Origin of the sequence: Sporosarcina psychrophila (assembly GCF_001590685.1) — a bacterium.
GTDB classification, from domain to species: domain Bacteria; phylum Bacillota; class Bacilli; order Bacillales_A; family Planococcaceae; genus Sporosarcina; species Sporosarcina psychrophila.
The window spans coordinates 3,706,315-3,731,950 of the sequence record NZ_CP014616.1; the positions used below are offsets into that span (position 1 = coordinate 3,706,315).

The following is a 25,636-nucleotide window of genomic DNA, read 5'->3' on the forward strand; positions in this document are numbered from 1 at the left end:
CCGAAGAGAGTGAAACTACTCTCTTCGGTATTTTTTTGTGAATTCACAAAAAATTGTTTTGTCCATTACTGAGCCTAATGGTACAATTGGATTACAGACTATTTCGTCATTAGTTCATATATTTATATGATGATAAAATAGTATAAAAAAAGGAAAAGAGGGTTGTACTTTGTCTATTAAATACTCTAAAAGTGCTACAGCAGCTATGCTTCTATTAAGCTCAATTGCTATTACGCCTGTCATGGCTGCCGAAACACCCGTTGCTGCAACTGGGGACTTCTCGATGACGGTTCTCCACACGAATGACACGCACGCAAACCTTGCTACGACTGCGGAACGTGCAGCACTCGTCAAAAAAATTCGTGAAGAAAAGCCTTACAATGTCCTGCTTGATGCAGGCGATGTTTTTTCTGGAACACTTTACTTCAACGAATTTGAAGGACAAGCTGACCTCGCTGTTATGAATTATCTTGGGTACGATGCCATGACATTCGGCAACCACGAGTTCGACCTTGGCTCCTCTGCAGAAGGGCACAAAGCGCTAGTAGATTTCATCAAAGGTGCGAAATTCCCATTCATTAGTGCGAATACTGATTTCTCGGCAGACCCGCTTTTCGATGGTCTTCAATCTAAAACAGTCGAAGCAAAAGCCGAAGACGGTAAAATCTATAACGGAATTATTAAAGAAGTGAATGGTGAGAAAGTCGGTATTTTCGGACTAACGACTGAAGAAACAAAAGACATTTCGAGCCCTGAAAAAGTGATATTTACGAACTATATTGTGGAAGCGAAAGAAGCGGTTGCTGCATTTGAAAAAGCCGGTGTGAACAAAATTATCGCACTTACTCATATAGGATATAATGACTCTGACAATGTCGACAACGATCTTCTTCTTGCTAAAAACGTGCCAGGTATCGACATTATCGTCGGGGGGCACACGCATGTTAAACTTGACGAACCTTTCGTAGTTAATAAGGATACTGAACCTGTGCTTATCGTTCAAGCGAATGAGTACAATAAATTCTTAGGTCAACTTGACATCACATTCGATGATAAAGGTGTCATTAAAGATTATAGCGGTGTCCTTCATGCTGTCGGCGGTGAAAATGCCGCAGTTGACGCAGGCGCAGCAGAACTTATTAAACCTTTTTCTGATAAAGTAAAAGAGACTATGGAAAAACCAACTGGCGCCACGGCTGGCGTATTCCTTAGCGGTCTCCGTGATCTTGGCGGTGTTCGTGCAGGTGAAACCAATCTAGGGAATATCATCACGGACGGTATGCTCGCTAAGGCGAAAGAAATCGCTCCTTCGACTGTTATCGCATTCCAAAATGGCGGCGGTATCCGGACTTCAATTCCACAAGGTCCGATTACATACGGTCAGGCAATTTCTGTACTGCCATTTGGTAATACACTTGCATTGATGGAACTAAGCGGTGCAGAATTGAAATCTGTTTTTGAAAGATCTGTCGAGAAGTACCCAGAGGAGGATGGTGGCTTCCTTCACGTTTCTGGAATGAAACTGATTTTCAATCCCGCAGCTGAAATCGGCAATCGAGTCATCTCAATGGCAATCGATGGCAAGGAAATAGAAGCTGACAAAACATATAAAATCACAACTAACGTCTTCACTGCTCAAGGTGGCGACAACTATGAAGTTCTAAAAAAAGCATATGCAGATGGACGTGCCAGTGAGCCAGGCTTCTCCGACTGGGAAAATTTCGCAGATCATATGAAATCTATCGGCACAATCAACTCAGGAATAGAAGGCCGTATCCTAGCAAAAGTCCCTTATAGTGACGTTGCCTACGATAGCTGGGCTTATCCTTACGTATCAGATCTTTATTACCGCGGAATTTTGAAAGGTACAGATGCGACATATGGTCCAGAAAAAGAAATGACACGTGCACAAGCTGCTTCTTGGATTGTCCGCGCACTTGACCTGAAAGCTGATGGTTCGGCACCATTTAACGACATCGAAAACTATGCTGCTGATACAAAAGCGGAAATTGTTGCAGCATACGAAAATGGATTGATTAAAGGCGTTAACGGCAAGTTCATGCCTAGTGAAAAAGTGACGCGTGCACAATTCGCGTTGATGCTAGAACGCGCGTATGAAAATTACACAGGTAAAAAATACACAGCAGCTGCAAAAGCACCATATGCAGATTTCGGTAACTATGGCTCGGAAGCAGTGAACGCTATCTCTATGCTTCACGAACTCGGAATCACTACTGGGTCTGACGGTAAATTTATGCCTGGTCAATCTACATCACGGGAACATGCAGCGAAAATTGTCTCGAACTTCATTTACAATGTAAAACAAGCGAAGAAGGCTGAATAAAAAAAGCGACATTCAGCCACTATAGCAAAACGATTTTCAAGGATCACAGCCTATGAGCCTCCGAGGGGTTGGCGCTTGGAGTCTAGACATTGCTCTAGGTTGAAAAAATATATACTGTCTTTTAATTACGGGTCTAAAAGCGTTCTTGCACTCTTCTCATAGTGTGCAAGAACGCTTTTTCTTTTCATTAAAATGATGGAAGACCTACTTGTGATTCGACCCATCCCTCGTTATACATTCCATCCAATTCCGCATCTTTTAATGGAACAACAATGTACTTTCTGTTGCTATCTCTTATCACGGCAGTAGGGAAAAATTCAGCCTCCCCTATTCCTATGTATTGCTTCCCTGCGAACTTCGTATGATCCACAGAAACTCTTGCGATACCACCTACATTCGTCGAGTCAAACTGCTGCGCTGAATAAAAATTACCAAGTGAATAAAACACTTTCGTTTTCTCTACCTCATCGTATTTTTGCAACACATGTGGATGATGGCCGAAAATTATATCCGCACCAGCATCAGCAATGAGCCCCGCAAACTCCTCTTGCGCTTCCGATATTGTTAATTGATATTCTGTCCCCCAATGCATGGAAACAACCAACACGTCCACCAGGCTTCTAAGTTGGACAATTTCCTCGCGCATCTGTTGCTGCTCAGTGACGGAGACTAAATATTCTTTCCCTTGCGGAATTGGGTTGCCATTCGTGTTGTGCGTATAGCTTAGAACGCCAATCCGAACGCCATCAACTTCCACAATTCGATCTTTCTCCTTGTCTTCACTAGATGTATATGCGCCAACATAGGGCATGCCATACTCTTTAATATTGCTGATTGCTTTCCGCAGACCTGCTTCTTTCAAGTCAATTGTATGATTATTCGCGATCGATACCATGTCAACGCCGGTCTTTTTCAAATCTCGGATAATATGTTTTGGACTGTTAAAGCTCGGATAACCAGATAGTCCTAGCTCCACACCACCCGGCATTGACTCCTGGTTAGCCAGCAAGAAATCAATACCTGTCAGTCGGTCTTTCACGGCCGCAAATGCAAAATCATAATTATTGTAAGTATAGAGCGGATTATGAAGAAGAATATCGCCAATCATACCAATGGTTACCGTCTTCATATCAATCTTTATATCTAGCGTGACCGGTATACTACGTTCTGCAAAATCGGCAGGTACGGTAATCTCAGTGGACTTCTCCCCCATATAATCACGTAGGCTAAACCCGCTTAGAATAAACATTATAATCATTAGCACAAATACTTTCCTTTTCACTAAACTATCCCCTGTCTTGCTAATTTTAGATTTTCACTACTATCTATGTTGAACAAATGAATACGGCGTATACGCTTTACAAGGGATTTTGGGAGGCCACTGAAAAAGCCCTTGTAATTGGAATCAATTAGGATTCCCCCTAATACCGCTTCGGCGCTTTGTGGATGCCTCCCGCGATAAGCCAGAAAGGAAACCACTTTCAGTCTTATCGCTCCGGCTACCACGAAGACGCGCCTGCGCTAGATAGTCTATGTGAGAAAGAGCTTTTCATTATCTGCGATGAAAACTGCAACCCGGAATGTGTCTTTCTTGAATAGAATTAGTAGCAAAAAATAAGCACATTATAATCTCGGCGTATACATCTCAAAATCACATTTCTCTCGATAATGAACAACCTAGCGCAGGCGCGGCAAAGGCATCCCCAAAGCGCCAAGCGTTCTTCAATCCACACTCCGAATTACACCTCTCTCATTATGGTGCACCACAGCAAATTCAATGGGATTCTTTAATTCAACATATATATCTAACTCATTATAGACCGGAAGTTAGCGCTGAATAGCGTTTCGTAGAAACTAAAAGACTATGGTAGAGAAAAATGAGACACTTTGGGGCAGTGTCTCATTAATTATATTACTTATCTTTCTTGCCATTTTCTGCAGTATCCTTAAATTGTTCAACTTGCTTTTCTTCACTCATTTTTGGCTCGAAGTCTGGAAACGGCTTCTCTTCTGGCATTCCCGTAAATCCATTGTTATTTTCTTTTTTCGAATCTTGCTTCTTTTTTTCAGACATTAAAAGCACTCCTTTTTATCGATAGTATTATTAATACCCTAAAAGCTCCTTTTTCAAGCTAAAAAGACTTAGTTTAAGAATACTCAAAACTAATATACAGAAAAAGCGAACAACGAGTCCGGAGACTTGGTGTTCGCTTTGACTAGCTCTTTTTACTATTTATACCCTAAAATGCTTCATTTCCATTTGGAGATCTTCGGCAAGTTTTGCCAGTGCTTGCGCGCTAGATGAAATCTCTTCATTGACCGCCAACTGTTCTTCTGTTGCTGCGCTTGTATCCCCCGCAGACGCAGCTGCCTCGCCACTCAGCTGGGCGATTTCACTAGCACCATAGCTCACTTCTTCTGCCATCGCCTGGATTTCTTCAATTGCAGCAGATACTGTCTCGACTTTTGTTGCAACATCGCCGACTGCGTTTTGAATTTCTTCAAAGACCAGACGCGACTGTTCCGTTGCAGCGATACCGATATCTACGCGCTCACTGCCAGCGTTAATGGAAGTGACTGCCCGTTTGGACGCGTTTTGGATCATGCTTACCATTGTGCCGATTTCTGTAGCAGAGGTCTTCGATTGTTCTGCCAGTTTTCGGACTTCCTCTGCTACAACTGCAAAGCCTTTGCCGTATTCTCCTGCACGCGCGGCTTCGATTGCCGCATTAAGTGCAAGCAAGTTCGTCTGCTCGGCAATAGAAGTGATGAGAGTCGTAATTTTCTGTATTTCATTTGAATGCTGCGCCATTTCCTCCATGATTACGGAAGATTCCTGGATTGTCGTATGAATTGTTGTCATTTGAACTGATACTTCCCCGACTACACTTGAACCCGTAGTAACAAGTTTTGATACAGTTTCCGTTGATTGCAACATCTCTTCATTATTGCTCGCAATTTCTGCAACCCCTAATGATAGTTCTTCCATGGAAGAACTGGATTGTTCAATAATTCTCTGTTGCTTTTCACTGCCCATTAACTGATTCTCAGCAGTTTTAGCAACCATTTCAGAAGATGCTAAACTTTCTTCTGAGCTTGCGGACAATTCTTCTGACTGAACCGCTAACTGTGTAGCAGAAAGATTGATTTTACGTACCATATTTGCTACATCTGTCCCCATTTTGTTGAATGCAGCCGCCATATCCCCAATTTCATCTTTGTTTTTAACTTTTAGTAAATCAATTGTTAAGTTTCCTGATGCAATTTCATTCAACCCATCCGTTACTACACGAACAGGACGCGCGATACCCCGGCTGATGAATGTTGAAATGACAATACCTAGAAGCGTTGCAAAAATAATAATTCCAATTACAAAGATAATTGTAGCCATCATGAAGCTTTCCAACTCAGCACGAGTTTTCTTTTGCTCCTCAAATTGATCCGCTTTGATGATTTCTGCATTTTCCAGAACAAGAGCGCCCACATTTGCCGAAGCTCGTCCAAGTTCCGTCGCTTTACGATCTTTTCCTTCTTGGACATTCAGTACAATCTCATCTTGCAGGTTTAAATATTTCGTACGTGCTACCTCAAGATCTTCCAGTAAGGCTTTATGTTTTCCTGTCTTTAGTAAGACGGTTAATTCTTGATACAATTCGTTGAAACGGTTAACATTTTCCGTCCGCGATTCCAAATGCTTATCGTCTTTGAAAAGCATAAAGCCTCGCACATCATCTTGGATTTGATTGTGTTTCAAGATGAATTCATCTACCAATTCTACTTTCTTTACACGATCATCCAATAAAAAAGTATAATCTGAGCCAATCCGAATTGTTGACCATAAACTCAGGCCCCCCACAATGACAAGTAATGTCAATATCGTTGCAAAACCCATCCATAATTTTTTCGCTACAGTAAATTTCATCATTTCCCCCCACGATCTTTTAGCCTATTCAAATTATATAACTATTGACGGATAATAGCATTACTTATATACTAATTCGGAATAATTAGAATAATAGACCTACTATCTTTTCGGATTAATTTAACTCCACTACTTGTTCCAGTGAATTATACATATATACTAGCTCCTGAACGTAGTTTACTTTGCGAAATATGTTGTCTTCATTCGCAATTATATTGTTTTCCCCGCATCCGTCTCAGCCAACCATTCGCTAATTAACAAAAGCGCGAGCGGCTTTCTAGACCCGAAAAGTTCTGGGGGCCTTAAGGTAAAGGAAGACGTTCTAAATTCATGAATTCGCGTGGATACAGGGGTTGCGGGTTGGGGGACCAGATGTAAATCTCGACGTTACAACTTATCACCAGTACGAAATTTGATAATTTCCTAGGCAATAAAAAACGTACAAAGGAATTCCCCCCCTTTGTACGTTTTCATTCAGTACATTATTTCTGTTTCAATGAATACTTCGCGAAACCTTCTTCAGTTGGAGACAGATATTCAATACCGCTTCCTTGTGGGATGATTTCTTTCGCTTTTCCAGACGTTTCAAATGTAACATTGATACTTTCATTCAATGGTGCGAATGCCCAGTTGCTGTCTGCAGATGGGTCAATTGTACCTACATCAATCATGTAGTCCATGATTGCCTGGCGATTTTCATAAGCGTAATCGATTGAATCTGTAGCATTGCGTACACCTGGGAAATCTCCGCTTGCACGATAGTTATTCGTCACTACGAGGAATTTTTGTTTTGAATCAATCGGTTTTCCATCATACTGCAAATTGACAACTCGATTAGCTGAGTCATTAATCGTTTTTCCATCGTAATCATATTTAGCAGGTTGGGTGACGTCAAAATCATATGTGACTCCATCGATAACATCGAAGTTATACGTACGGAACTCTTCGTTAATTAAGTTTTGTTGTTCTTTAGATGATGGGTCGATTTGGTTAAATTGGCCTGCCGACATTTCAAGCCATTCTTTAACATCTGCGCCTGTCATAACAAGCGCGAACACTGTATTGTCGAATACATAAAGGTCTGCCACGTTTTTAATGGCAATTTCACCTGTTGGAATTTCAGTGTAATAGTTTGCTCCATTACGACCACCTGCTTTAAATGGGGCGCCCGATGATAGGACAGGCAGTTTCTCGTATTCAGTGCCCTTAATCTTATCTTCAACGAACCATTTTTGTGCATTTGTCACAATTTGAATTGAAGGATCGTCTTTCACGAGAGCAAAGTAACTATTAATTGGTGCCGTAGTTTTACCTACTGGACTGCGCACATACTCGATTGTTCCTTCATGTGCTTCTTTTACTGCATCGATTACTTTTTGAACAACTTTATCTGATTTTTTATCAATTTCCCGCACTGCACCTTTACCTTTGATAACAGCCCATTGATCGCCTGATTTTTTTAGTTCAAGATCAATGACGCCCAAGTGACTACCAAATTTACCCGGCATCACGACAGGTGTTCCATTCACTGTTCCCTGTTCCATATCAATATTTTTAAGATCCCCAAAATCTCCAGGGAATACTGCATGGTTATGACCTGTCAAAATTGCATCTACCCCATCGAGTTGTGAAATTTGATACGTTACATCATCTTCATCAACAGTATGGATTTCATCTCCCATTCCTGAGTGTGACAAGACCACGATAATATCAGCGCCTTGCCCCTTCATTTCGGGGATGAATTTCTCAACTGTATTTGCTGCATCTTCTACAGTCACTTTACCGTCAAGTAGTGCACGGTCCCAACGAACGATTCCCGGTGCAACAACACCGATAACGCCAACTTTCAACGTATGCGTTTCGCCTATCCCATCGACAACTTCTTTATCGAAAATAGCATAAGGTGTGTAGCGATTGTTCTTCGTTTTTGCATCATAGACATTGGCATTCAATACCGGGAATGGCGCTTCCTCCAATACCGAATCCAAATAATCCAAACCATAGTTGAACTCATGATTGCCTAATGTACTTGCATCATAATCAAGTGACTCAAGGGCAGCCAGTGCCGGATGAAGTTCACCTTTTTCAAGCTTGTCTACGGTTACTTTATAACCACCAAGGGGCGTTCCTTGGATTAAATCTCCGTTATCGAACAGGAGATTGTTTGGCTTTTCTGCACGCGCATCTTCAATTAAGACCGCTGTTTTCGCAAGTCCGACTTCATTCGATACTTTGTCCTGATAATAATCATAGTTAACAAAGTTCGTATGCAAATCAGATGTTCCTAAAATGCGCAGTGAAACTGAATTCGTTGGCGGTTCCACATTATATGCACGTAACAACCGATCAATAATTTTAGTAACTTGTACTTTTGTTACGAGCTTCTGAGGTTTTGCCGTGCCGTCTTCAAATCCTTGTAACAACCCGAGTCCGACACTTCTTGAAAGCTCCACAAATTCGTTTGTCTTAAATGAACTTTTGTCTTTGAATTTATCAAGCAAATCAGTAGAAAAAACTTCTTCTGACTTGATGGCCCGGGACGCAATCAGAAATGCGTGCTCACGTGTCAGCTTTTGACCCGGCTTGAAAGTTGTTGAAGTAGCTCCTTTGATGATGCCCATTTTCTGTGCGGCTTCCACGTAAGGCGCCAATTGTGCATCTACATCTGTAAATTCGAGCGTCTCGCCGTCACTTAATTCAAATTCAAGTGCTTTAACGATTGCTGTGATATATTCACCCCGGGTCACATCTTGCGTTTTCGTAGCTGCATTCGCTTGAGGTGTAGACAATAACCCACTGAATGTGAGTGCCAAAATAACAATCCACAACCCCGTCTTTTTTAATAAAGACATTCGTCCATCTCCCTTATTTTGTATTCATTTCCGTGCGAATACACGGAATGACAAAGTTGTTCTAGTAAGCTAGCCAACTCACTTTCTAGCATATCACGGAATCCGAAATATCCCGCACTGATTACACTCACTTTTTCGAATAATACGAAATAAGCCCCTATTTTTTTTTGTTCAAATAGGGGCTTATTATCTATAGTTCTATTTCTTCGTTTTATTGGCAATCTCCATTGCTCGGTTTGTTCCTTCAGCTGCTTTATCAAGTACTTCTTGTGGGTCCTTTCCTTGATAAAGATCTTCCAATGCAGTGACAATCTGCTGGCGTGATTCCGGGAAGACTGAAATGAGCGCTCCTTGTGTCGCGAGGCCCGGCACTGTGTCTTGCAACTGATCTACCGTTACTTTGTACTGCGGGAATTCCGCCCACTTCTCTTTTACGTTCTCTTCATCATAAGCTTTTGGATTAATGGCGAAATAGCCTGTATCCAAATGCCATTGTGCCTGCACTTCTGCCGTTGTTAAGTATTTCATGAACTCCCATGCCGCTTCCTGGTCTTTTTCAGCGATGCCTTTGGACATCCAAAGTGAAGCACCGCCAATAACAACACCATTCCGCTCCACTTCATCCGCATGCGGAATATAGGCAACACCTACGTCAAATGGCGCATTGGTGATGGCTCCTGCTACTCCTGCTGATGAATCCATATACATAGCAACTTTTCCGGATGCGAATGCTGCGCGAATGTCATCCCAGTTTGTTCCGAAGTTACCGAATGTACCAGCTTTGTTCATAGTATCCAAGAAGCTAAAGACATTAAGTCCTTCTGGCCCGTTAAAGAGCGCTTCCGTTGCATCACCTGAACGACCATTGTCTTCATCGACATATAATCCGCCTTGCGTTGCAACAAGCTGTTCAAAGAACCAACCATACGTCAACATGGAGAATCCATACATCTCACCCTTTTTCAGTTTTGCTGCCGCATCGATTACTTCTGAAAACGTTTCGGGTGCTTTTTCAGGGTCAAGTCCAGCTTCCTTGAACGCATCTTTATTGTAGACCATTACCGGAGTCGATGAGTTGAATGGCATCGAATAAAGCTCACCGTCAACTTTATAGTAATTTAAAATATTCTCTTCAAGCTGAGATAAATCATAATTATCTTTGTCGATGAACTTCTGCATTGGCTCAATATATCCGCTGTCGATCATGTATTTTGTACCGACTTCGAATACTTGCGTAATAGCCGGAGCGTCTTTTGTCCCACCGACACCACGTAACTTTGTCAGCGATTCTTCATAGGTACCTTGGAATTCGGCTACCACTTCATACTTATCCTGTGAATCATTGAAGCCTTTGACGATTGAATCGAGTGACTCCTGTCCTGTACCGGACATAGCATGCCAAAATTCAATGGACACTTTTTCATCGCTTTCTTCCGATTCTGTTCCTTCGCTAGTAGCAGGTTTGGACGTTTCGGTCTCATCATCTTTTGTACTACTATCACTGTTCGTACACGCTGCGAGAACGGCCAAACTCAAAATAAGAAGCCAAACAAACGACAATTTCAACATTTTCATCCTACTGAGCACCCCTTTGTCATAATAGTAATCATTATTTTAAAGCACCTTGAGATAAACCTTTCTGCAATTGCTTCTGCCCGATAAATAACAATAATAATGTCGGAATAATTACTACGATAACACCTGCCATAACCACCCCCCATTCAGTTCCCGTTTCTTGGGATTGTAATTGCTTTAAACCGATTTGAACGGTTCGCACAGATGTATTTGTCGTAATAAGTAACGGCCATAAATACATATTCCAAGTCGTTAAAAAGCCATATGCACCAAGCGTGACAAGACTCGTTTTTGAAACAGGCAAAATCACACGTCGGAAAAAGGCGAATTTACTTAAACCAGCAATTTGAGAGGCTTCGTGCAACTCTTTCGGAATCGTTTTGAAATGTTGTCGTAGCAGGAATGTCCCAAACGCCAGTGCAAAAAAGGGTAACGTCAGCCCTTGATACGTATTGAGCCAATCGAGTTTTTGGATTGTGAATTTATTTGGAATCATGGTTGCTTCCCATGGGATCATCATTGTCGATATGAACAGGAAAAAGATGAAATCGCGCCCTTTGAACTGGATGAAAACGAAGGCATAAGCAGCAAGACTACACACCGCCAGTTGCCCAAGCATCACGCTTACGGAAACGATGAAACTGTTCAATAAGTAATTCAACAATGGCAACCTATCAAACACTTTAATATAGTTATCCAAACTAAATGACTGTGGTAGAAACTTCCCCTGCAATAGTTCGGGTCCTGTCATAAATGAAATCAAAAACGCATACATAACTGGAAAGAATACAAGAAAAGACGTAGTAATTAGCAGGAAATAGATCCAAATCTTTTTAGGAAGGCTTGTTGTCATTGGTAATGGACCCTCCTTTCCCCCAGTTTGAATTGAAGAATAGTCACAATCAGAATAATAATAAACAATGTGACTGCCTGTGCACTCGCCGTTCCAAACTGGTAATTGATAAAGGCTTCGCGGTAAATGGAGTAAACAATAAGATTCGTCGATGCCGACGGACCGCCTTGTGTCAAAATATCAATCTGGCCAAACGATTGGAACGCATTAATGAGTGAAATAGTAATGATGAAAAACAAAGTTGGTGACAACATCGGAAGCGTAATTCGACGCAATCTGTAAAAATATCCTGCTCCATCGATCCTGGAACTCTCATAGAGATGTTCATCAATATTTTGTAACCCTCCGAGTAAAATGAGAAACGAAAAGCCGATGTTCATCCAAATCGTCGAAATGGAGACGGATAGAAGTGCCCACTCCGGATCAAGCAACCACTGTATTTGTGGCAAATTCAACATGCTCAGCATCCGATTGAACATCCCCATACTTGGGTTAAACATGAATAACCAAATCACGGATGACGCTGCAACAGAAATTCCCATTGTTGACGAATACACTGTTCGAAAGAATCCAATCCCTTTCAGTTTTTCATTCGCTAACAATGCGAAAAATAGCGCTAAGATGATGCCAATAGGTACTGTGTATAAGACAAATAACCCGGTTGCTTTCATACTATTGAGAAATGCAGTGGACTCTAGTAAATACGTATAGTTTTCAAAACCTACCCATATCGCGGCGTTTCCATTTTGGTCTGTTAAGAAAAAACTTAAGTAAATTGTTCTAAACATCGGATAAAAGACAAACACTGAAAAAAGGACTATCGATGGCAATAAATAAAGAAGCGCGGTTCTGCCATTCGTCGTCTTTTTCCAGATTCCTGGCTTTTCAAGCGAAGTCATACAAGCACCTCTTTGCCGAATACGAAGTTTCCAAGGTCCGTCGGCTTTTTGATTAAATCACCAGTTCTAGCTTCAAAGAGACAGAATGCGCCGTAGTCAATAAGGATTGGAATTGAATCTCCAATGTCGATATGCCATTGTCCACTCCATTTGGCCATCCATTCATTGGTACCCAATTTAAATGAAAACACGGTTTCATTGCCCAAAATCTCAACGTTCGTTACGACGACATACAGCTTATCCTTTTCTGGCGTATCTTTAAAGGCTGGTCGTAAATGTTCCGGTCGGATGCCCGCAACAAGTTGATACTCAGGGATACCAATAACTTCCTCAGACGGTACCGGCAAACGCAGTATATCTCCAATGACGATTGCTGATGCTTTTTTATCGACATCGGAATATGCTAAATTCATTGGTGGTGAACCGATGAACGTGGCGACAAATGGATTGGCCGGATTGTTGTAAATATCAATCGGTTTTCCGACTTGTTGGATCTTTCCTTCATGAAGGATCATAATACGGTCGCCCATCGTCATTGCCTCAACTTGGTCATGCGTCACATAAATCATTGTAATACCTAGCTTCCGCTGGATCCGTCTGATTTCCGTACGCATATGAGCCCGCAACTTCGCATCCAAATTAGATAACGGTTCATCCATAAGGCAAATTGGCGATTCACTCACAATTGCCCGGGCAAGCGCAACTCGCTGCCGCTGACCACCTGATAGTTCACGTGGCTTCCTTTTTAAGTAATCGGTGAGCCCCAACATCTTCGCCACTTCAGCTGCCCGTTCTCGCTGTACAGCTTTCTTCACTTTTTTCACATCGAGCCCAAACGTAATATTTTGTTGAACTGTCAAATGTGGATAAAGCGCATAGTTTTGGAATACCATTGAAAGGTCACGCTTATCGGGTGATAAGTGATTGGCAACCTGATCACCGATTTTAAGTGTGCCACTCGTAATATTCTCAAGACCCGCAATCATCCGGAGCATCGTGCTTTTCCCACAACCGGAAGGACCGACAAGGACAAAAAACTCGCCAGGCTCAATGGTTACGTTTATATTGGAGATAACATCCACTTGTTTATCGTATGATTTTGATAAATTAATAAGCTCCACTTTTTTCATAAATTCAATCCCTTTCCATTAGAAAACCCAATTAAGAAAAGCGCAAGGCGCCGTCCAGCCCCGACAGGCATAAGTGAAAAGGAAGGCAGTCGAAGATCGCGACGTCCTGTCGCAACAAGGAGGGATGTAGTTCAATCCCTCCCCACTGCATACCTGCCTCCTTGCAGGTACGAGGAGGCGTACTTCAGAGCCCCCACAGCAAAACGGCTTTCAAGGATCAGAGCCTGTGAGCCTCCGAGGGGTTGGCGCCTGGAGCTAGACACTGTTCTAAATCAAAAAACTGATACTTTCTTATCTTTTTAAAAGGCGATAAGTTCAACTCTCTGGTATACCTTTCTATAAAAAGAATCTATTCCCTGCATTTTTATCGGAATCTTTACAAACATTTACATTCGTATATAGTAATAATTTAACAAATAGAATGTTCTTTCAACACCGCTTTGTCGCTTGGTGATGGCCTCACGCAATAAGCCCGCCAGAAGATCACTGTCGGTCTTATTGCTTCGGCTCACACTTGTCGCTCCTTCGCTAGATTTGTTCGGTATTCTGGTGAGGTATACCACCTAGGTAATTCTAAATAAATGGTCCCGAATATATAGTTAAAATAAGGAGTGATTGCGATGAAAAGAGTAATGGTGGTGCTTCTATTGCTTTTACTGTCATCTGGTTCTACGAAGCCCACTGTTGAACGTGCGACTTTACCTGATGATGAATTCCTTGTCATCGCCCATCGCGGTGCATCCGCATATGCACCACCTCACACGTTAGCCGCCTATGAGTTAGCTGTGCAGATGGGTTCAGACTATATCGAACTTGATTTACACATGACAAAGGACGGAAAACTGGTTGCCTTACATGACTCCTATTTAATGTTTCAGGATACTGAACAAGCTGTTGCTGATGTGACATTTAATGAACTTCAACTCTATTTGCCGGGTGAGGAATTTAATGAAACGAACCCTCGGTATGCTTCACCTATTTATAAGCAATTGCGCATTGTTGAATTAGAGGATATCTTTCTCCATTTCGGTGACTCGGTCAATTACTATATTGAAATGAAATCGCCCAATAAGTATCCAGGTATCGAAAAAGAACTCCTAAGGCAACTTCGAGCTAATAATCTTCTCTCCAGTGATAATGGTATACCAAAAGTAATCATTCAATCATTCAGTGAAAATAGTTTGAAGAACATATTCGACATGGAACCATCTATTCCGCTTATCAAATTATATTCATTCGACAAGGAAGCACATCTTTCAAAAAAGAAAGTACGGAAGCTACTAAAGTATGCATCAGGTGTAGGTTTGAACGTGGATTCAGTGACAAAGAAATTTATAGACGCGATGCATAAAGAAGGATTGGACGTCCATCCTTTCACCGTCAACGACGAAAAGACAATCCGTAAACTTATAGAACTTGGAGCAGATGGTGTATTCACAGATAAACCTGATATCGCCGTTCGTGTAAAAAGTGAAGAAAGCAGTTTGGATGCCGACTAGGGTCCAAACTGCTTTTCATATTATATGTTGACTGGGTCTCTAAGTATTGTTTTCAACACTTTTCCGCTGGCATTCCGCGGTAGTGTGTCGAGAAATTCGATAGCAGCTGGTATTTTAAAGGAGGCCAGCTGGCTTTTACAAAAATCGATGACTGCTTGTTCAGTAAGCGTATTCCCTTCTTTTAAAACGATGTACGCTTTTGCTACTTCTCCGTATATTTCATGAGGAATACCAACGACTGCTGCCTCGAGTACCTCTGGAATGGCATATAACACTTCTTCCACTTCTACCGGATATACGTTTTCTCCCCCGCGGATGATCATATCCTTTTTACGGTCCACAATATAAAGCAGTCCGTCTTCATCAAAACGACCGAGATCACCACTGTACATCCAGCCACCCTTTATCGTTCGTGCAGTTTCTTCTTCATTTTTCAAATACCCTTTCATCACTTGAGGGCCTTTCACAGCGATTTCACCCACCTGACCTGTCGGAAGCGGTTCACCAAACTCATCCATTACCTGTACTTCGGTTTGTGGCAAAGGTTCGCCTACAGAACCGATTTTTGACAATGCATGTTGATCTTTCAGCGTAGTCGCACCCGGTGAATTTTCCGTCTGCCCATACAAGTTTTGTACGTTGACGTCTGGGAATAACGCTTTCACTTTTTTCACAAGTTCATAAGGCATCGGCGCTGCTCCATAGCAGAACAGTCGTAAATTGGATAAATCCGCTTTTTCCAGCGACGGCGTATTCAGAAGAATACTGTACATGGCCGGCACACCGAAAAATATCGTCGCGCGTTGTTGCTCCATCGTACGAATTGTTGCTTCTGGAGAAAACGTTTCTTCAATGATGACCATTCCGCCTTGGTAAATGACGGGTATGCTAAATACATGACTTGCAGCACAGTGGAAAAGCGGAGCCACAATATGCATGCGATCATCCTGATCCATTTCCATCGATTCACTCCATATTTCAGCGATTGCAGCAACATTTCTGTTGGTTAGCATAACGCCTTTCGGCCGACCGGTTGTTCCAGATGTGTAAAAGACAACCGCTGTATCAGCATCGAATGCTTCCCGTCGTTCGACAAGACGGTGTTCACCGTCTATAATAGCTTCGAATTCACGATCGATCACCATTTTATATTGTAACGCGGGTAATTTACCTTCGAGTAAATCAAACACAGTTGCCAGTCGCTCATCATAAATGAGCCCTTTCGCTTCTGAATGCGCTAAAATGTAGTTCATTTCCGGTGCAGTTAACTTTGTATTGATGGGTAGCGCTGTAAATCCGCCTATTTGACATGCATAGTAGCCTATTAAAAAGGAATCCGAATTCATCAGACAAAATGCTAAAATGTCATCTTTCACATAACCTAAATCTTGAAAATGCCCTGCTAGATTCTCAGCTTTACGATAGAATTCCCCGTATGAAAGTTCTTTTCCATTAAACGATGTAATAACTCTTTCTGGATATGCCTCGGAAATAATCTTCAGTTTCTCTGCAATAAACATCGCCAAGCCCCCTTTAATGTCCCTCGTTAATTATTAGATAATTATAAATAGTAAAACACCTTAATGCAAGATAATTGATAGTAAGTACAAATCCTTTAGTATGTTGAAAATGTATTATAGGATAGTAATAGCTTGATTTCATTATGAATACGACTACATGAGCTAAGATAAAGATTCCCTTCAAGTCCGCTTCGGCGCTTGGGGATGTCTTCGCTTTGTTTTCACCTGTAATATCTATGCTCAATATATATAGAAACAGAAAGGGGCGATAAGAGTGGCATCTGCGCTAAATAAAATATTTTGGGGGACACTCCTCGTTTTTCTAGATTTTAATATTAATCATTTCGATATCTTTCCTGATTTCCTCGGTTATCTATTCATCTACCTAGGTTTAGCAGGATTAGTCTCCTATTCGAACCACTTTTCGAAAGCTAAACTTTATGTATTACTACTCGCAGTAGTGTCTGTTCCGTTAATCTACCAATTCGAAGAAACTTTTGTGGGCCAGCCGCAACTGACAACAACTACTTTTTTGCTAATGGGCATGTTTACAGTCATCACGCTTATCCACTTGGGATTCGTCTATCACCTTATGCGCGGGCTACTAGAAATCACACAAGAAGTCTCATTCCAACCACTTGAGAAGAAAACGGACCATTTGTTGCGTTTCTATATCATTCTGACAGTCAGCTCGCAAATTATTCCACTTTTTATATTTATCTTACCCGAAGTGGCTCTGTTGCCAATCATACTCGTACTAGCGATTGTGTCCTTTATTGTCGAAATCATGTTACTTGTGTTGATTCGTCAATTTCGGTCAAAAAGCTTAGAACAAGACATGAATTGAAAAAATCCTGTAAGAAGTTATTTCACTTCTTACAGGATTTTTTGTAGGGTTATTTAGTTGGATAATCTTTGTTCAATTTTGTTGGTTTGTCTTTTTAGACCTTCAACTTCTCTAAATAAAAGATCAACGTCAGCCTGGGTGCTGTGATTTTTATCGCGTATATCTTTGCGGATTTCAGTAAAATTCTCTGTTGTTAAAGTAATACTGTGTCGAATTGTGGCTTTAATTTCTTCTTGCCCTTTTTCCACACTGTCGAATCGTTTATTAATACTGTCCAATTGTTTATCGACACCAGTAAATTTTTCATCCACATCACTTCTGAATTCCTTGAGTTCGACCATCAATTGTTTCAAAAGTTCTTCCATATATACAACACCTCATTTCGCTAGATAATAGTTCTTTTATTATACCATGTTTGAGGTAGGCCTTCCATTCCTTAAGACCTCCTACAACTAATCTAAAGGCTTTCAAAGTTGTCTACATTCGATATACAAACTGGACAGTACCACCGTTTTTCAATTGGGCCACTTTCGGCAGATCAGCCTTTGAAACCGTACCGATTGTCGCATATCCTCCCGTCGTTTGTGCATCTGCCATTAGAATAATTGGCTGACCATTCGTCGGGACCTGTACAGTTCCAAACTGAGTCGCTTCGCTGACAATGTCTCCACTATCAATAAACCCAAGTGGAGGCCCATTGAAAAAGTAACCCATTCGATCTCCCCCGCGGTACGAATAGGTGGCGTTTAGAAATGTATCCACACTCGATTTTTCGAACAGGTCCATATGCGGACTTTTGAACAATTCAATCGTAATGTCTTCAGTATAATTCGGGATTTTATCAACAAGTAAACCACGGTTCAAACGCTTTTGTTTTAATGAATTCGCATAAAGGAGAGTCTCTTTTTTGACGGTCTCACCAATTAACCCCCTCGGATAACTGGAACTGCTACCCAAAATCTCCTTAACTGCATACCCGCCTTCTGGAATAATGTACGCAATCGCACCGCTAATCGGTTTAGAAAATGAAATCGTTTGCCCTTTCCATATCTGAAACGTTTTCCAGAGTGGTGCTGGCGTTTCCCCGTCAATCATTGCCCCTAAATCTGCTCCTGCAAGGACAATTCTATGATCGGTTAATACCTCTATCAGTAAGCCACCTAAGAAAATTTCTAGTGCATTTGCGCCTTCATCATTCCCAATAATGTCTTGACCTAGCTGAAATGCCTCTCTATCCATAGGTCCCGCAACTGGCATACCGAAACGCCGGAAACCGAATCTACCCTGGTCCTGTATCGTGGCATAGACGCCAGATTTGACGACCCGAAATAACGGAATCATATCGCGTCACCTAGTGCGCTAACACGAACATTAACAGATGCCAATGCTTCACGAATTTGACGGGCATGGGACGCCACACCCTGTCCATCGCCATGGAAACAAATTGTATCTGCTTGTAATGAAATCATTTCTCCAGTTATTGTTTGCACCTGCTTGTTTAACACAATATCCATCACTTGTTTTTCAATTTCTTCATATGTATGGAGGACAGCTTCCGGCAATAACCTGGAGCACAATGTACCTTCTGCCGTATACCTGCGATCTGCAAATGCTTCACCCGCCGTTTTTAGGCCGAATTTATTCCCAGCCTGCACTAATTCACTATTACAAAGCCCATATAAATACGCATTCGGTGCAGCATCATAAACTGCTTCTGCAATTGCATCAGCAACAGTCCGGTTAATCGAAGCAGTATTATAAAGGGCACCATGCGGCTTCACATGATTCAACGTAACACCTTGTATGTCGCAAAACTGTTTGAGTGCACCGATTTGATAGACGACTGCATTGTAAATTTCACGGGGGGACATCATCAGCTCTCTTCTTCCAAACCCCTGTAAATCGGGATAACCGGGATGTGCGCCGATTGAAATCTTTTGTCTAGCCGCTTGTTCTACCGTTTTCTGCATAACATTAAAGTCACCGGCATGAAATCCGCACGCAACATTGGCAGATGTTATCGAGCTAAATAGTGCTTCATCTTCCCCAATCTTAAATTGTCCAAAACTTTCACCGACATCTGCATTTAGATCAATTCGCATTACAATCCCTCCTTTACAAACTGCATAATCATTTCAGGTTCACGCGCTAACTCTTCTTTCATCTCATTAAAGGTTTCAAGAGATATGGAACGAAATTTCAATTGATCACCTGCACGTATTAAAAACGGTTCAACGCGTTTCAAACAGTATAGATCGACTGGTGTCCGCCCGATTATATTCCAACCTCCAGGAGATTCTATCGGGTAAATACCTGTCTGCGTGCCTCCAATTCCAACCGTTCCTTTAGGTACGCTTAATCGTGGTTTTTCCAAACGTGGGACATGGAGTATCTCCGGCAATTCCCCGAGGTACGGAAATCCTGGTAAAAAACCAATCATATACACCTTATAGCTTGTGCCTGTATGTATAGCGATTACCTCTTCACGTGTCAGCCCTGTATGGTCGCAAATCCGCGGTATATCTTCACTAAACAAGGTGTCATAACAGACTGGTATTTCAATGGTACGCGTGTTTACACTCAATATACTGTCAGTTCTGTTCACCCACTTTTTCAGTAATTCTTCAATGATTACACTAGGGTTCACAAGTTCTTTGCGATAAAAAACAGTTACCGTTTTATTACTCGGTACGACCTCTTCAAGTAAATGATTCCTGTCACTTTCAACAACCTGACAAAATTGCTGGATTGTGTGATAGATTTCTCGGCTCGTCTCCGGGCCAAAGTCGAAACGTATTGTTTGTTCGTTCATCACCATTGCACGGGGGATAATTTGCTTGTTAGGATTCATCAGCAGATAGCACTTCGATGCATACGGCGACGCCTTTTTTCAAATCTTCATGTGACCAGCTTGGAATTTTGCCATGTTCAATCGCCAATTCATGTGAAGCAGGTATATGAAGGAAACCCGATTTCATCGTTGGGCGTTGTGTTGCTGCATAATGCAGTCCTTCATACATAACGTTGTTGCACAAATAGGTACCAGCAGTATTTGAAACTTCAGCCGGCAGCCCTTCTTCTAGTAATCGATTCACCATTGCGCGAACTGGCAGTGTTGACATATATCCCGCTTCACCTTGCGCTTGAATTTGTTCATCAACAGGCGTATTACCATTATTATCAGGCTCGCCGTCTTTCACATTAATTGCAATCCGTTCAGGCGTCATTTTAAAACGGCCTCCCGCAAGCCCCAGTGAAATCACTGCATCTGGTTTTAGCGCTTCAATATGAGTAAGAAGTTGCTCGCCGGATGATTGGAAGTCTACCGTCAATACTTCACTGTGAATTTTGTAATTGCCGATCACTTTGCCATGCAGTTCTTCTACGATTTTCATCGTCGGATTAACAGTGAATTTTAAAAAGGGCTCAAACCCTGTAAGTAAAAGTGTTTTCATCATGATGACCTGCTTTCTTATTATCATTGTTGTTACTATAACGGTAGTTTTATATTTTTTCAATACTCCGGTGATTACAAATTCAGTGTTCTTTTGGATTGCTATTCTGTGAGCATGCTTAATTGATTGATTGTCAGCGGTATTTGATCGGGTGACGGGCTGATATGATTGGTGGCTGGTATATATGATCGGCTGTCAGTGGTATTTGATCGGTAGCCAGGATATATGCTCGGATCTCAAGGTGATATGATTGGTGGCCTGGATATATGCTCGGCTGTCAGGGGTATATGATCGGTAGCCGGGATATATGCTCGGATCTCAAGGTGATATGATTGGTGGCCTGGATATATGATCGGCTATCAGGGGTATATGATCGGTAGCCGGGATATATGATCGGCTGTCAGTGGTATACGATCGATGGCCGGCGTATATGCTTCGGGTGTCACGGTGATATGATCGGTGGCCGGGATATATGATCGGGTGTCAGGGGTATATGATCGGGTCACGGGATATATGCTCGGTTGTCACGGTTATATGATCGGTTCACGAGGGATATGCTCGGGTGTCACGGTTATATGATCGGTTCACGAGGGATATGCTCGGGTGTCACGGTTATATGATCGGTTCACGAGGGATATGCTCGGGTGTCACGGTTATATGATCGGTTCACGAGGGATATGACGGTTATATGATCGGTTCACGAGGGATATGCTCGGGTGTCACGGTTATATGATCGGTTCACGAGGGATATGATCGCTCCCCTTCGTTTTCCAACACAAAAAGGACTCCCCGTTAAAGGATAGCCCCCATTATTTCCTTGATCAAACAACTGTCTTTGCTACATGCCATTCCATTTGATTCAAACCTGTTTTTTCAACTTCCAGATCTCTGTCGCATAATCTTGGATTGTTCGGTCGCTGGAGAACTTTCCTGAGTGAGCGACATTCGTTACACTCTTATGAAGCCAGGATAATTTATCACGGTACGTCTGCTCCACTAGTTCGTGAGTTTCAAGATAAGGCTCAAAATCTTTTAAGACAAAATAAGGATCATTTTGGGATAGAATATTGTAATAAATATCTTTGAACTCAATTTCATGCGATCCAAATTCACCCTGATTTAATTGGTCTAAAATCCGGCTAATCCTGTCATCCGTATTGTAAATATCCGTAGCATTATAACCGCCATGTTGATGGTAATTCAATACTTCATCCGCTTTTAAACCGAAAATGAAAATATTTTCATTGCCAACGGCCTCTTTAATTTCAACATTTGCACCATCTAGCGTACCAATTGTTAAAGCGCCATTCATCATCATTTTCATGTTGCCCGTACCTGATGCTTCCTTACTCGCAGTTGATATCTGTTCACTAACATCGGCTGCTGGTATAATTTTTTCAGCAAGGCTAACATTATAGTTTTCTAAAAATACAACTTTTAGTTTACCCTGAATAGCCGCATCGTGGTTCACAATCGAGGCGACCTTATTAATAAGCTTGATTACTTCTTTCGCTAAATGGTAACTCGGTGCGGCCTTTGCTCCGAAAATAAATGTGCGAGGAATCATATCTAGATTTGGATTTTCTTTTAATTCATTGTATAAATAAATAATGTGGAAAATATTAAGTAACTGACGTTTGTATTCATGAAGCCGTTTAATTTGTACATCAAAAATTGATTGATCATCTACTAAAATACCCGTGCGCTCATGAATGAGGTTCGCTAATATTTGCTTATTTTCATGCTTCACTTGATGAAATTTCTCTAAAAATGAAGCATCCTTCGAATATTTTAATAAGCTGATAAGCTGTTTGGGGCGTTGTATCCACTGTGGACCAATTGATTCTGTTATAAGTCCCGATAATTTAGGATTTGCTTGCAACAGCCAACGGCGATGGGTGATTCCGTTCGTCTTATTGTTAAAACGATCCGGGAAAAGTTCATAAAAATTCTTCATTTCCTTTTCCTTTAAAATATCCGTATGAATTTGCGCGACACCATTCACACTGAAGCTCCCAACAATTGCGAGCCGTGCCATGTGGATTTGTTCATCAGCGATAATGGCTAGCTCCGGAATTTTCTCTCTAAGCTCCTGATGATCAAACCAGAGTCCTTTGCAAAAACGCTCATTGATTTCATCAATAATCATATAAATACGCGGAAGTAGATGCTCCATCATGCCTTTAGGCCAGGTTTCAAGCGCTTCACTCAATGTTGTATGATTCGTGTAGGCAATTACTTTCGTCGTTACTTCCCAAGCACTGTCCCAACTGAAGTGCTCTTCATCCATAAGTATTCTCATTAGTTCAGGGATTGCTAAAGTTGGGTGCGTATCGTTCACTTGAATAACCACTTTTTCAGGTAAATACTTCAACGATTTTTGATGGTTCTTTTTAAAGTCCTTAATGATATTTTGTATACTGGAAGAAACAAGGAAATACTGTTGCTTTAAGCGCAACTCTTTTCCTTCATACTTCGAATCGTCAGGGTATAAATATCCTGAAATTTGTTCAATCGAATGCTTATGATCAAGATCATGGTAATAATGCATTCCTTCTTCTGATGAGCCGTCCCGATCTCTACCAACTGATTCTGCACTCCAAAGACGAAGTGTATTGATCACTTCATTTTTATAGCCAACAATAGGAATATCATAAGGTATCGCCATTACCTTATCTGTATTTTCATGTTTAAATTCAATATTTCCATCATTCCGCTGAAACATATGTACGTTTCCGTGATAATGAATGCAAATAACTTCGTCTTCTTTTCGTGTTTCCCAAGCGTACTGATCCTTTAACCAATAATCCGGAAGCTCAACCTGGTTACCATGGATAATTCGCTGTTCGAATAACCCGTAACGATAACGTATTCCAAAACCATGTCCAGGATATTTAAGTGAGGCTAATGAATCGAGAAAGCAAGCCGCTAATCGGCCTAACCCGCCATTCCCTAAACCAGCATCATGCTCTTGGGCATAGATGTTATCAGGGTCGAATCCTAACTGCTTCAGCGCCTCATTCGATTGTTCAAGCATTCCACAATTAAGCAGGTTACTTTCAATTAAACTGCCCACTAAAAACTCCATCGATAAATAATAAACTTGTTTACAGCTTTTCTCGTTATATCTTTTTTTAGTCGATTGCCAATGCGGTAGGATCTCCTCATTGACAATTGAAGCAATCACATAATAAATTTCTTTATTGGTCGCACCTGCTACTTCTTTACTTTTGTTTGTTTGTAATTTGCTTATGATCCGCTCTTTAAACTCATCCACAGTTAGTTCAAGCAAGATTCTGCCCCCTATACACTTATTGTCGTTAACTGGTCATAAATGGTTGCATAATCTCGAGCTGAACTCTTCCAACTGAACTGACTTTTATTCACATTTTTCACCACTACCGGCCACTGAATAGGATCATGATAAATTCTTAAAGAATAGCGTAAGGTAGCCAATAAATCATCAGCATTGTAATTTGTAAAACTAAATCCATTTCCTTCACCAGTTAGTTCGTTAAACGGTAGAACTGTATCCCTCAATCCCCCTGTCTCCCGCACAATTGGTACCGTTTTGTATTGTAAGGCAATGAGTTGGGCTAATCCACAAGGTTCAAACTTTGAAGGCATGACAAAGAAATCGGCACTTGCATATAATTGTCGCGCTACTCCTTCATCAAAAGCCAACAAGGTCACAAGTTTATTGGGATGACTCTCAGCGGCTTCCGCAAAATACGTTTCAAATTCTTCATCCCCGGTTCCTAAGACTATGAATTGAACATCTTCGTGGAGAAAATCATCTAAAATATGTTGAACAAGATGCAAGCCTTTTTGTTCAACAAGCCGAGTAATAATAATGTAGAGCGGCTTTTCAGCTATGATTGGCAATCCTAGTTTTTCTTGAAGTATAAGTTTATTCTCCTTCTTTTTAGCTCTTGAAGAACGGTAGTTAACTGCAATTGCCGGATCCGTTTGAGGATTATAATCTTTAGTATCAATACCATTAAGCACACCGATTAAATCAGCGGACCGTTCCAAAAGAAATGGGTGAAGTTCTTCACCATAGTAAGGATCTTTTATTTCTTCTCCATAACTCGGACTAACCGTTGTGATTTTATCTGCATGAAACAAGCCGCTTTTCAAACAATTCAGCATTCCATTCCATTCAAAACCACCGATATGCTCCCGTGACATATCAAAGAAATCCTCAAATATATCGATTGGCATCAGCCCTTGGTACTTAATATTATGAATTGTCATGACCGTTTTCATATCGAATATTGGCTGAATAATTTTAGCAAGAGCAACAGCCATACCCGCTTGCCAATCATGTGCGTGAAGTACGTCCGGTTTAAAATCTAGATGGGTTAATGCTTCAATAACAGCACGACTAAAAAACAAAAATCGTTCACCGTCATCGTAATACCCGTATACCCCTTTACGGGTGAAATAATACTCATTTGAAACGAAGTAATAAATGATATTGTTATATTCTAATGAATACATACTTGCTTCCGAATTACGCCAGCCAAGCGGTACATTAAAGCTCATGACATACTCCATTTTATCTCGCCATTCTAGCGGTATTTCATCATAAAGTGGAAGAATCACTCGCACCTCGACTCCTTCATTCTCTTTCAATGCTTGTGGAAGTGACCCGATCACATCTGCTAATCCACCGGTTTTAATAAAAGGTGTGCATTCCGAAGCTACAAATAATACATTTCTCATATGAAATCTTCC

The 25,636-nt window shown here is 41.3% G+C and carries 19 protein-coding genes; 3 read left to right on the top strand and 16 right to left on the bottom strand.

From position 1 onward, the window contains the following. Window positions 1-169: 169 nt before the first annotated feature. Window positions 170-2,344, top strand: coding sequence for a 5'-nucleotidase C-terminal domain-containing protein (locus AZE41_RS17625; RefSeq protein ID WP_231885708.1), 2,175 nt, complete (start codon window positions 170-172; stop codon window positions 2,342-2,344). A gap of 187 nt (window positions 2,345-2,531) precedes the next feature. On the opposite strand, the gene AZE41_RS17630 is transcribed toward AZE41_RS17625, so the two are convergent. The 8 genes from AZE41_RS17630 to AZE41_RS17665 all read right to left on the bottom strand — a co-directional run bounded on the left by AZE41_RS17630 (window position 2,532) and on the right by AZE41_RS17665 (window position 13,575). After that, window positions 2,532-3,626 carry a CapA family protein gene (locus AZE41_RS17630; protein ID WP_067212189.1) on the bottom strand — a complete coding sequence of 365 codons (1,095 nt, stop codon included), beginning with the start codon at window positions 3,624-3,626 and terminating at the stop codon, window positions 2,532-2,534. 630 nt (window positions 3,627-4,256) lie between these two features. Further along, window positions 4,257-4,418 carry a hypothetical protein gene (locus AZE41_RS22880; protein WP_156476084.1) on the bottom strand — a complete coding sequence of 54 codons (162 nt, stop codon included), beginning with the start codon at window positions 4,416-4,418 and terminating at the stop codon, window positions 4,257-4,259. A 159-nt stretch (window positions 4,419-4,577) separates the two neighbouring features. Next, window positions 4,578-6,269 (bottom strand): methyl-accepting chemotaxis protein, encoded by a 1,692-nt coding sequence (locus AZE41_RS17635; RefSeq protein ID WP_082786690.1) that lies wholly within the window; start codon window positions 6,267-6,269, stop codon window positions 4,578-4,580. A gap of 479 nt (window positions 6,270-6,748) precedes the next feature. Then, complete coding sequence (locus AZE41_RS17640; protein WP_067212195.1) at window positions 6,749-9,118, bottom strand: bifunctional 2',3'-cyclic-nucleotide 2'-phosphodiesterase/3'-nucleotidase; 2,370 nt, start codon at window positions 9,116-9,118, stop codon at window positions 6,749-6,751. Window positions 9,119-9,316: 198 nt separating this feature from the next. Further along, window positions 9,317-10,693, bottom strand: a complete 1,377-nt coding sequence (locus tag AZE41_RS17650; RefSeq protein WP_418064631.1) for an ABC transporter substrate-binding protein — start codon at window positions 10,691-10,693, stop codon at window positions 9,317-9,319. A 34-nt stretch (window positions 10,694-10,727) separates the two neighbouring features. Further along, window positions 10,728-11,546, bottom strand: a complete 819-nt coding sequence (locus AZE41_RS17655) for a carbohydrate ABC transporter permease (protein ID WP_067212201.1) — start codon at window positions 11,544-11,546, stop codon at window positions 10,728-10,730. After that, the gene (locus tag AZE41_RS17660; protein WP_067212202.1) at window positions 11,543-12,445 is read right to left on the bottom strand and encodes a carbohydrate ABC transporter permease; all 903 of its coding nucleotides are present in this window, start codon (window positions 12,443-12,445) and stop codon (window positions 11,543-11,545) included. Before AZE41_RS17660 ends, AZE41_RS17655 begins: the two co-directional genes overlap by 4 nt. Then, a complete protein-coding gene (locus tag AZE41_RS17665; protein ID WP_067212204.1) occupies window positions 12,442-13,575 on the bottom strand; it encodes an ABC transporter ATP-binding protein in 1,134 nt (377 codons plus the stop codon). Before AZE41_RS17665 ends, AZE41_RS17660 begins: the two co-directional genes overlap by 4 nt. A gap of 620 nt (window positions 13,576-14,195) precedes the next feature. Between AZE41_RS17665 and AZE41_RS17670 the strand changes: the two genes are divergently transcribed. Then, complete coding sequence (locus AZE41_RS17670) at window positions 14,196-15,074, top strand: glycerophosphodiester phosphodiesterase family protein (protein WP_067212205.1); 879 nt, start codon at window positions 14,196-14,198, stop codon at window positions 15,072-15,074. Between the two features lie 20 nt (window positions 15,075-15,094). On the opposite strand, the gene AZE41_RS17675 is transcribed toward AZE41_RS17670, so the two are convergent. Next, window positions 15,095-16,594 (bottom strand): class I adenylate-forming enzyme family protein, encoded by a 1,500-nt coding sequence (locus tag AZE41_RS17675; RefSeq protein WP_067212207.1) that lies wholly within the window; start codon window positions 16,592-16,594, stop codon window positions 15,095-15,097. Window positions 16,595-16,868: 274 nt separating this feature from the next. Between AZE41_RS17675 and AZE41_RS17680 the strand changes: the two genes are divergently transcribed. Then, complete coding sequence (locus tag AZE41_RS17680; protein ID WP_067212208.1) at window positions 16,869-17,441, top strand: hypothetical protein; 573 nt, start codon at window positions 16,869-16,871, stop codon at window positions 17,439-17,441. 53 nt (window positions 17,442-17,494) lie between these two features. On the opposite strand, the gene AZE41_RS17685 is transcribed toward AZE41_RS17680, so the two are convergent. The 7 genes from AZE41_RS17685 to AZE41_RS17715 form a co-directional block, all read right to left on the bottom strand. Next, a complete protein-coding gene (locus AZE41_RS17685) occupies window positions 17,495-17,806 on the bottom strand; it encodes a hypothetical protein (RefSeq protein ID WP_067212212.1) in 312 nt (103 codons plus the stop codon). Between the two features lie 112 nt (window positions 17,807-17,918). Beyond that, window positions 17,919-18,782 carry a 5-oxoprolinase subunit C family protein gene (locus tag AZE41_RS17690; RefSeq protein ID WP_067212215.1) on the bottom strand — a complete coding sequence of 288 codons (864 nt, stop codon included), beginning with the start codon at window positions 18,780-18,782 and terminating at the stop codon, window positions 17,919-17,921. After that, the gene (locus tag AZE41_RS17695) at window positions 18,779-19,543 is read right to left on the bottom strand and encodes a LamB/YcsF family protein (protein ID WP_067212217.1); all 765 of its coding nucleotides are present in this window, start codon (window positions 19,541-19,543) and stop codon (window positions 18,779-18,781) included. The genes AZE41_RS17690 and AZE41_RS17695 overlap by 4 nt, the downstream gene beginning before the upstream one ends. Beyond that, window positions 19,543-20,292 carry a 5-oxoprolinase subunit PxpB gene (gene pxpB, locus AZE41_RS17700; protein WP_067212219.1) on the bottom strand — a complete coding sequence of 250 codons (750 nt, stop codon included), beginning with the start codon at window positions 20,290-20,292 and terminating at the stop codon, window positions 19,543-19,545. Before pxpB ends, AZE41_RS17695 begins: the two co-directional genes overlap by 1 nt. After that, window positions 20,282-20,896 (bottom strand): pyroglutamyl-peptidase I, encoded by a 615-nt coding sequence (gene pcp / locus AZE41_RS17705; RefSeq protein ID WP_067212221.1) that lies wholly within the window; start codon window positions 20,894-20,896, stop codon window positions 20,282-20,284. Before pcp ends, pxpB begins: the two co-directional genes overlap by 11 nt. 859 nt (window positions 20,897-21,755) lie before the next feature. Next, the gene (locus tag AZE41_RS17710; RefSeq protein WP_067212224.1) at window positions 21,756-24,188 is read right to left on the bottom strand and encodes a glycogen/starch/alpha-glucan phosphorylase; all 2,433 of its coding nucleotides are present in this window, start codon (window positions 24,186-24,188) and stop codon (window positions 21,756-21,758) included. 11 nt (window positions 24,189-24,199) lie between these two features. Next, window positions 24,200-25,624: a glycogen synthase gene (locus AZE41_RS17715; RefSeq protein WP_067212226.1), complete on the bottom strand. Its 1,425-nt coding sequence runs from the start codon at window positions 25,622-25,624 to the stop codon at window positions 24,200-24,202. Between the last annotated feature and the right edge of the window lie 12 nt (window positions 25,625-25,636).

Excerpts from the sequence above, each read along its gene's own strand:
- AZE41_RS22880 (WP_156476084.1), bottom strand. The coding sequence starts at position 4,418 with ATGTCTGAAAAAAAGAAGCAAGATTCGAAAAAAGAAAATAACAATGGA.
- AZE41_RS17635 (WP_082786690.1), bottom strand. The coding sequence starts at position 6,269 with ATGATGAAATTTACTGTAGCGAAAAAATTATGGATGGGTTTTGCAACG.
- AZE41_RS17640 (WP_067212195.1), bottom strand. The coding sequence starts at position 9,118 with ATGTCTTTATTAAAAAAGACGGGGTTGTGGATTGTTATTTTGGCACTC.
- AZE41_RS17650 (WP_418064631.1), bottom strand. The coding sequence starts at position 10,693 with ATGAAAATGTTGAAATTGTCGTTTGTTTGGCTTCTTATTTTGAGTTTG.
- AZE41_RS17655 (WP_067212201.1), bottom strand. The coding sequence starts at position 11,546 with ATGACAACAAGCCTTCCTAAAAAGATTTGGATCTATTTCCTGCTAATT.
- AZE41_RS17660 (WP_067212202.1), bottom strand. The coding sequence starts at position 12,445 with ATGACTTCGCTTGAAAAGCCAGGAATCTGGAAAAAGACGACGAATGGC.
- AZE41_RS17665 (WP_067212204.1), bottom strand. The coding sequence starts at position 13,575 with ATGAAAAAAGTGGAGCTTATTAATTTATCAAAATCATACGATAAACAA.
- AZE41_RS17670 (WP_067212205.1), top strand. The coding sequence starts at position 14,196 with ATGAAAAGAGTAATGGTGGTGCTTCTATTGCTTTTACTGTCATCTGGT.
- AZE41_RS17675 (WP_067212207.1), bottom strand. The coding sequence starts at position 16,594 with ATGTTTATTGCAGAGAAACTGAAGATTATTTCCGAGGCATATCCAGAA.
- AZE41_RS17685 (WP_067212212.1), bottom strand. The coding sequence starts at position 17,806 with ATGGAAGAACTTTTGAAACAATTGATGGTCGAACTCAAGGAATTCAGA.
- AZE41_RS17690 (WP_067212215.1), bottom strand. The coding sequence starts at position 18,782 with ATGATTCCGTTATTTCGGGTCGTCAAATCTGGCGTCTATGCCACGATA.
- AZE41_RS17695 (WP_067212217.1), bottom strand. The coding sequence starts at position 19,543 with ATGCGAATTGATCTAAATGCAGATGTCGGTGAAAGTTTTGGACAATTT.
- pxpB (WP_067212219.1), bottom strand. The coding sequence starts at position 20,292 with ATGAATCCTAACAAGCAAATTATCCCCCGTGCAATGGTGATGAACGAA.
- pcp (WP_067212221.1), bottom strand. The coding sequence starts at position 20,896 with ATGAAAACACTTTTACTTACAGGGTTTGAGCCCTTTTTAAAATTCACT.
- AZE41_RS17715 (WP_067212226.1), bottom strand. The coding sequence starts at position 25,624 with ATGAGAAATGTATTATTTGTAGCTTCGGAATGCACACCTTTTATTAAA.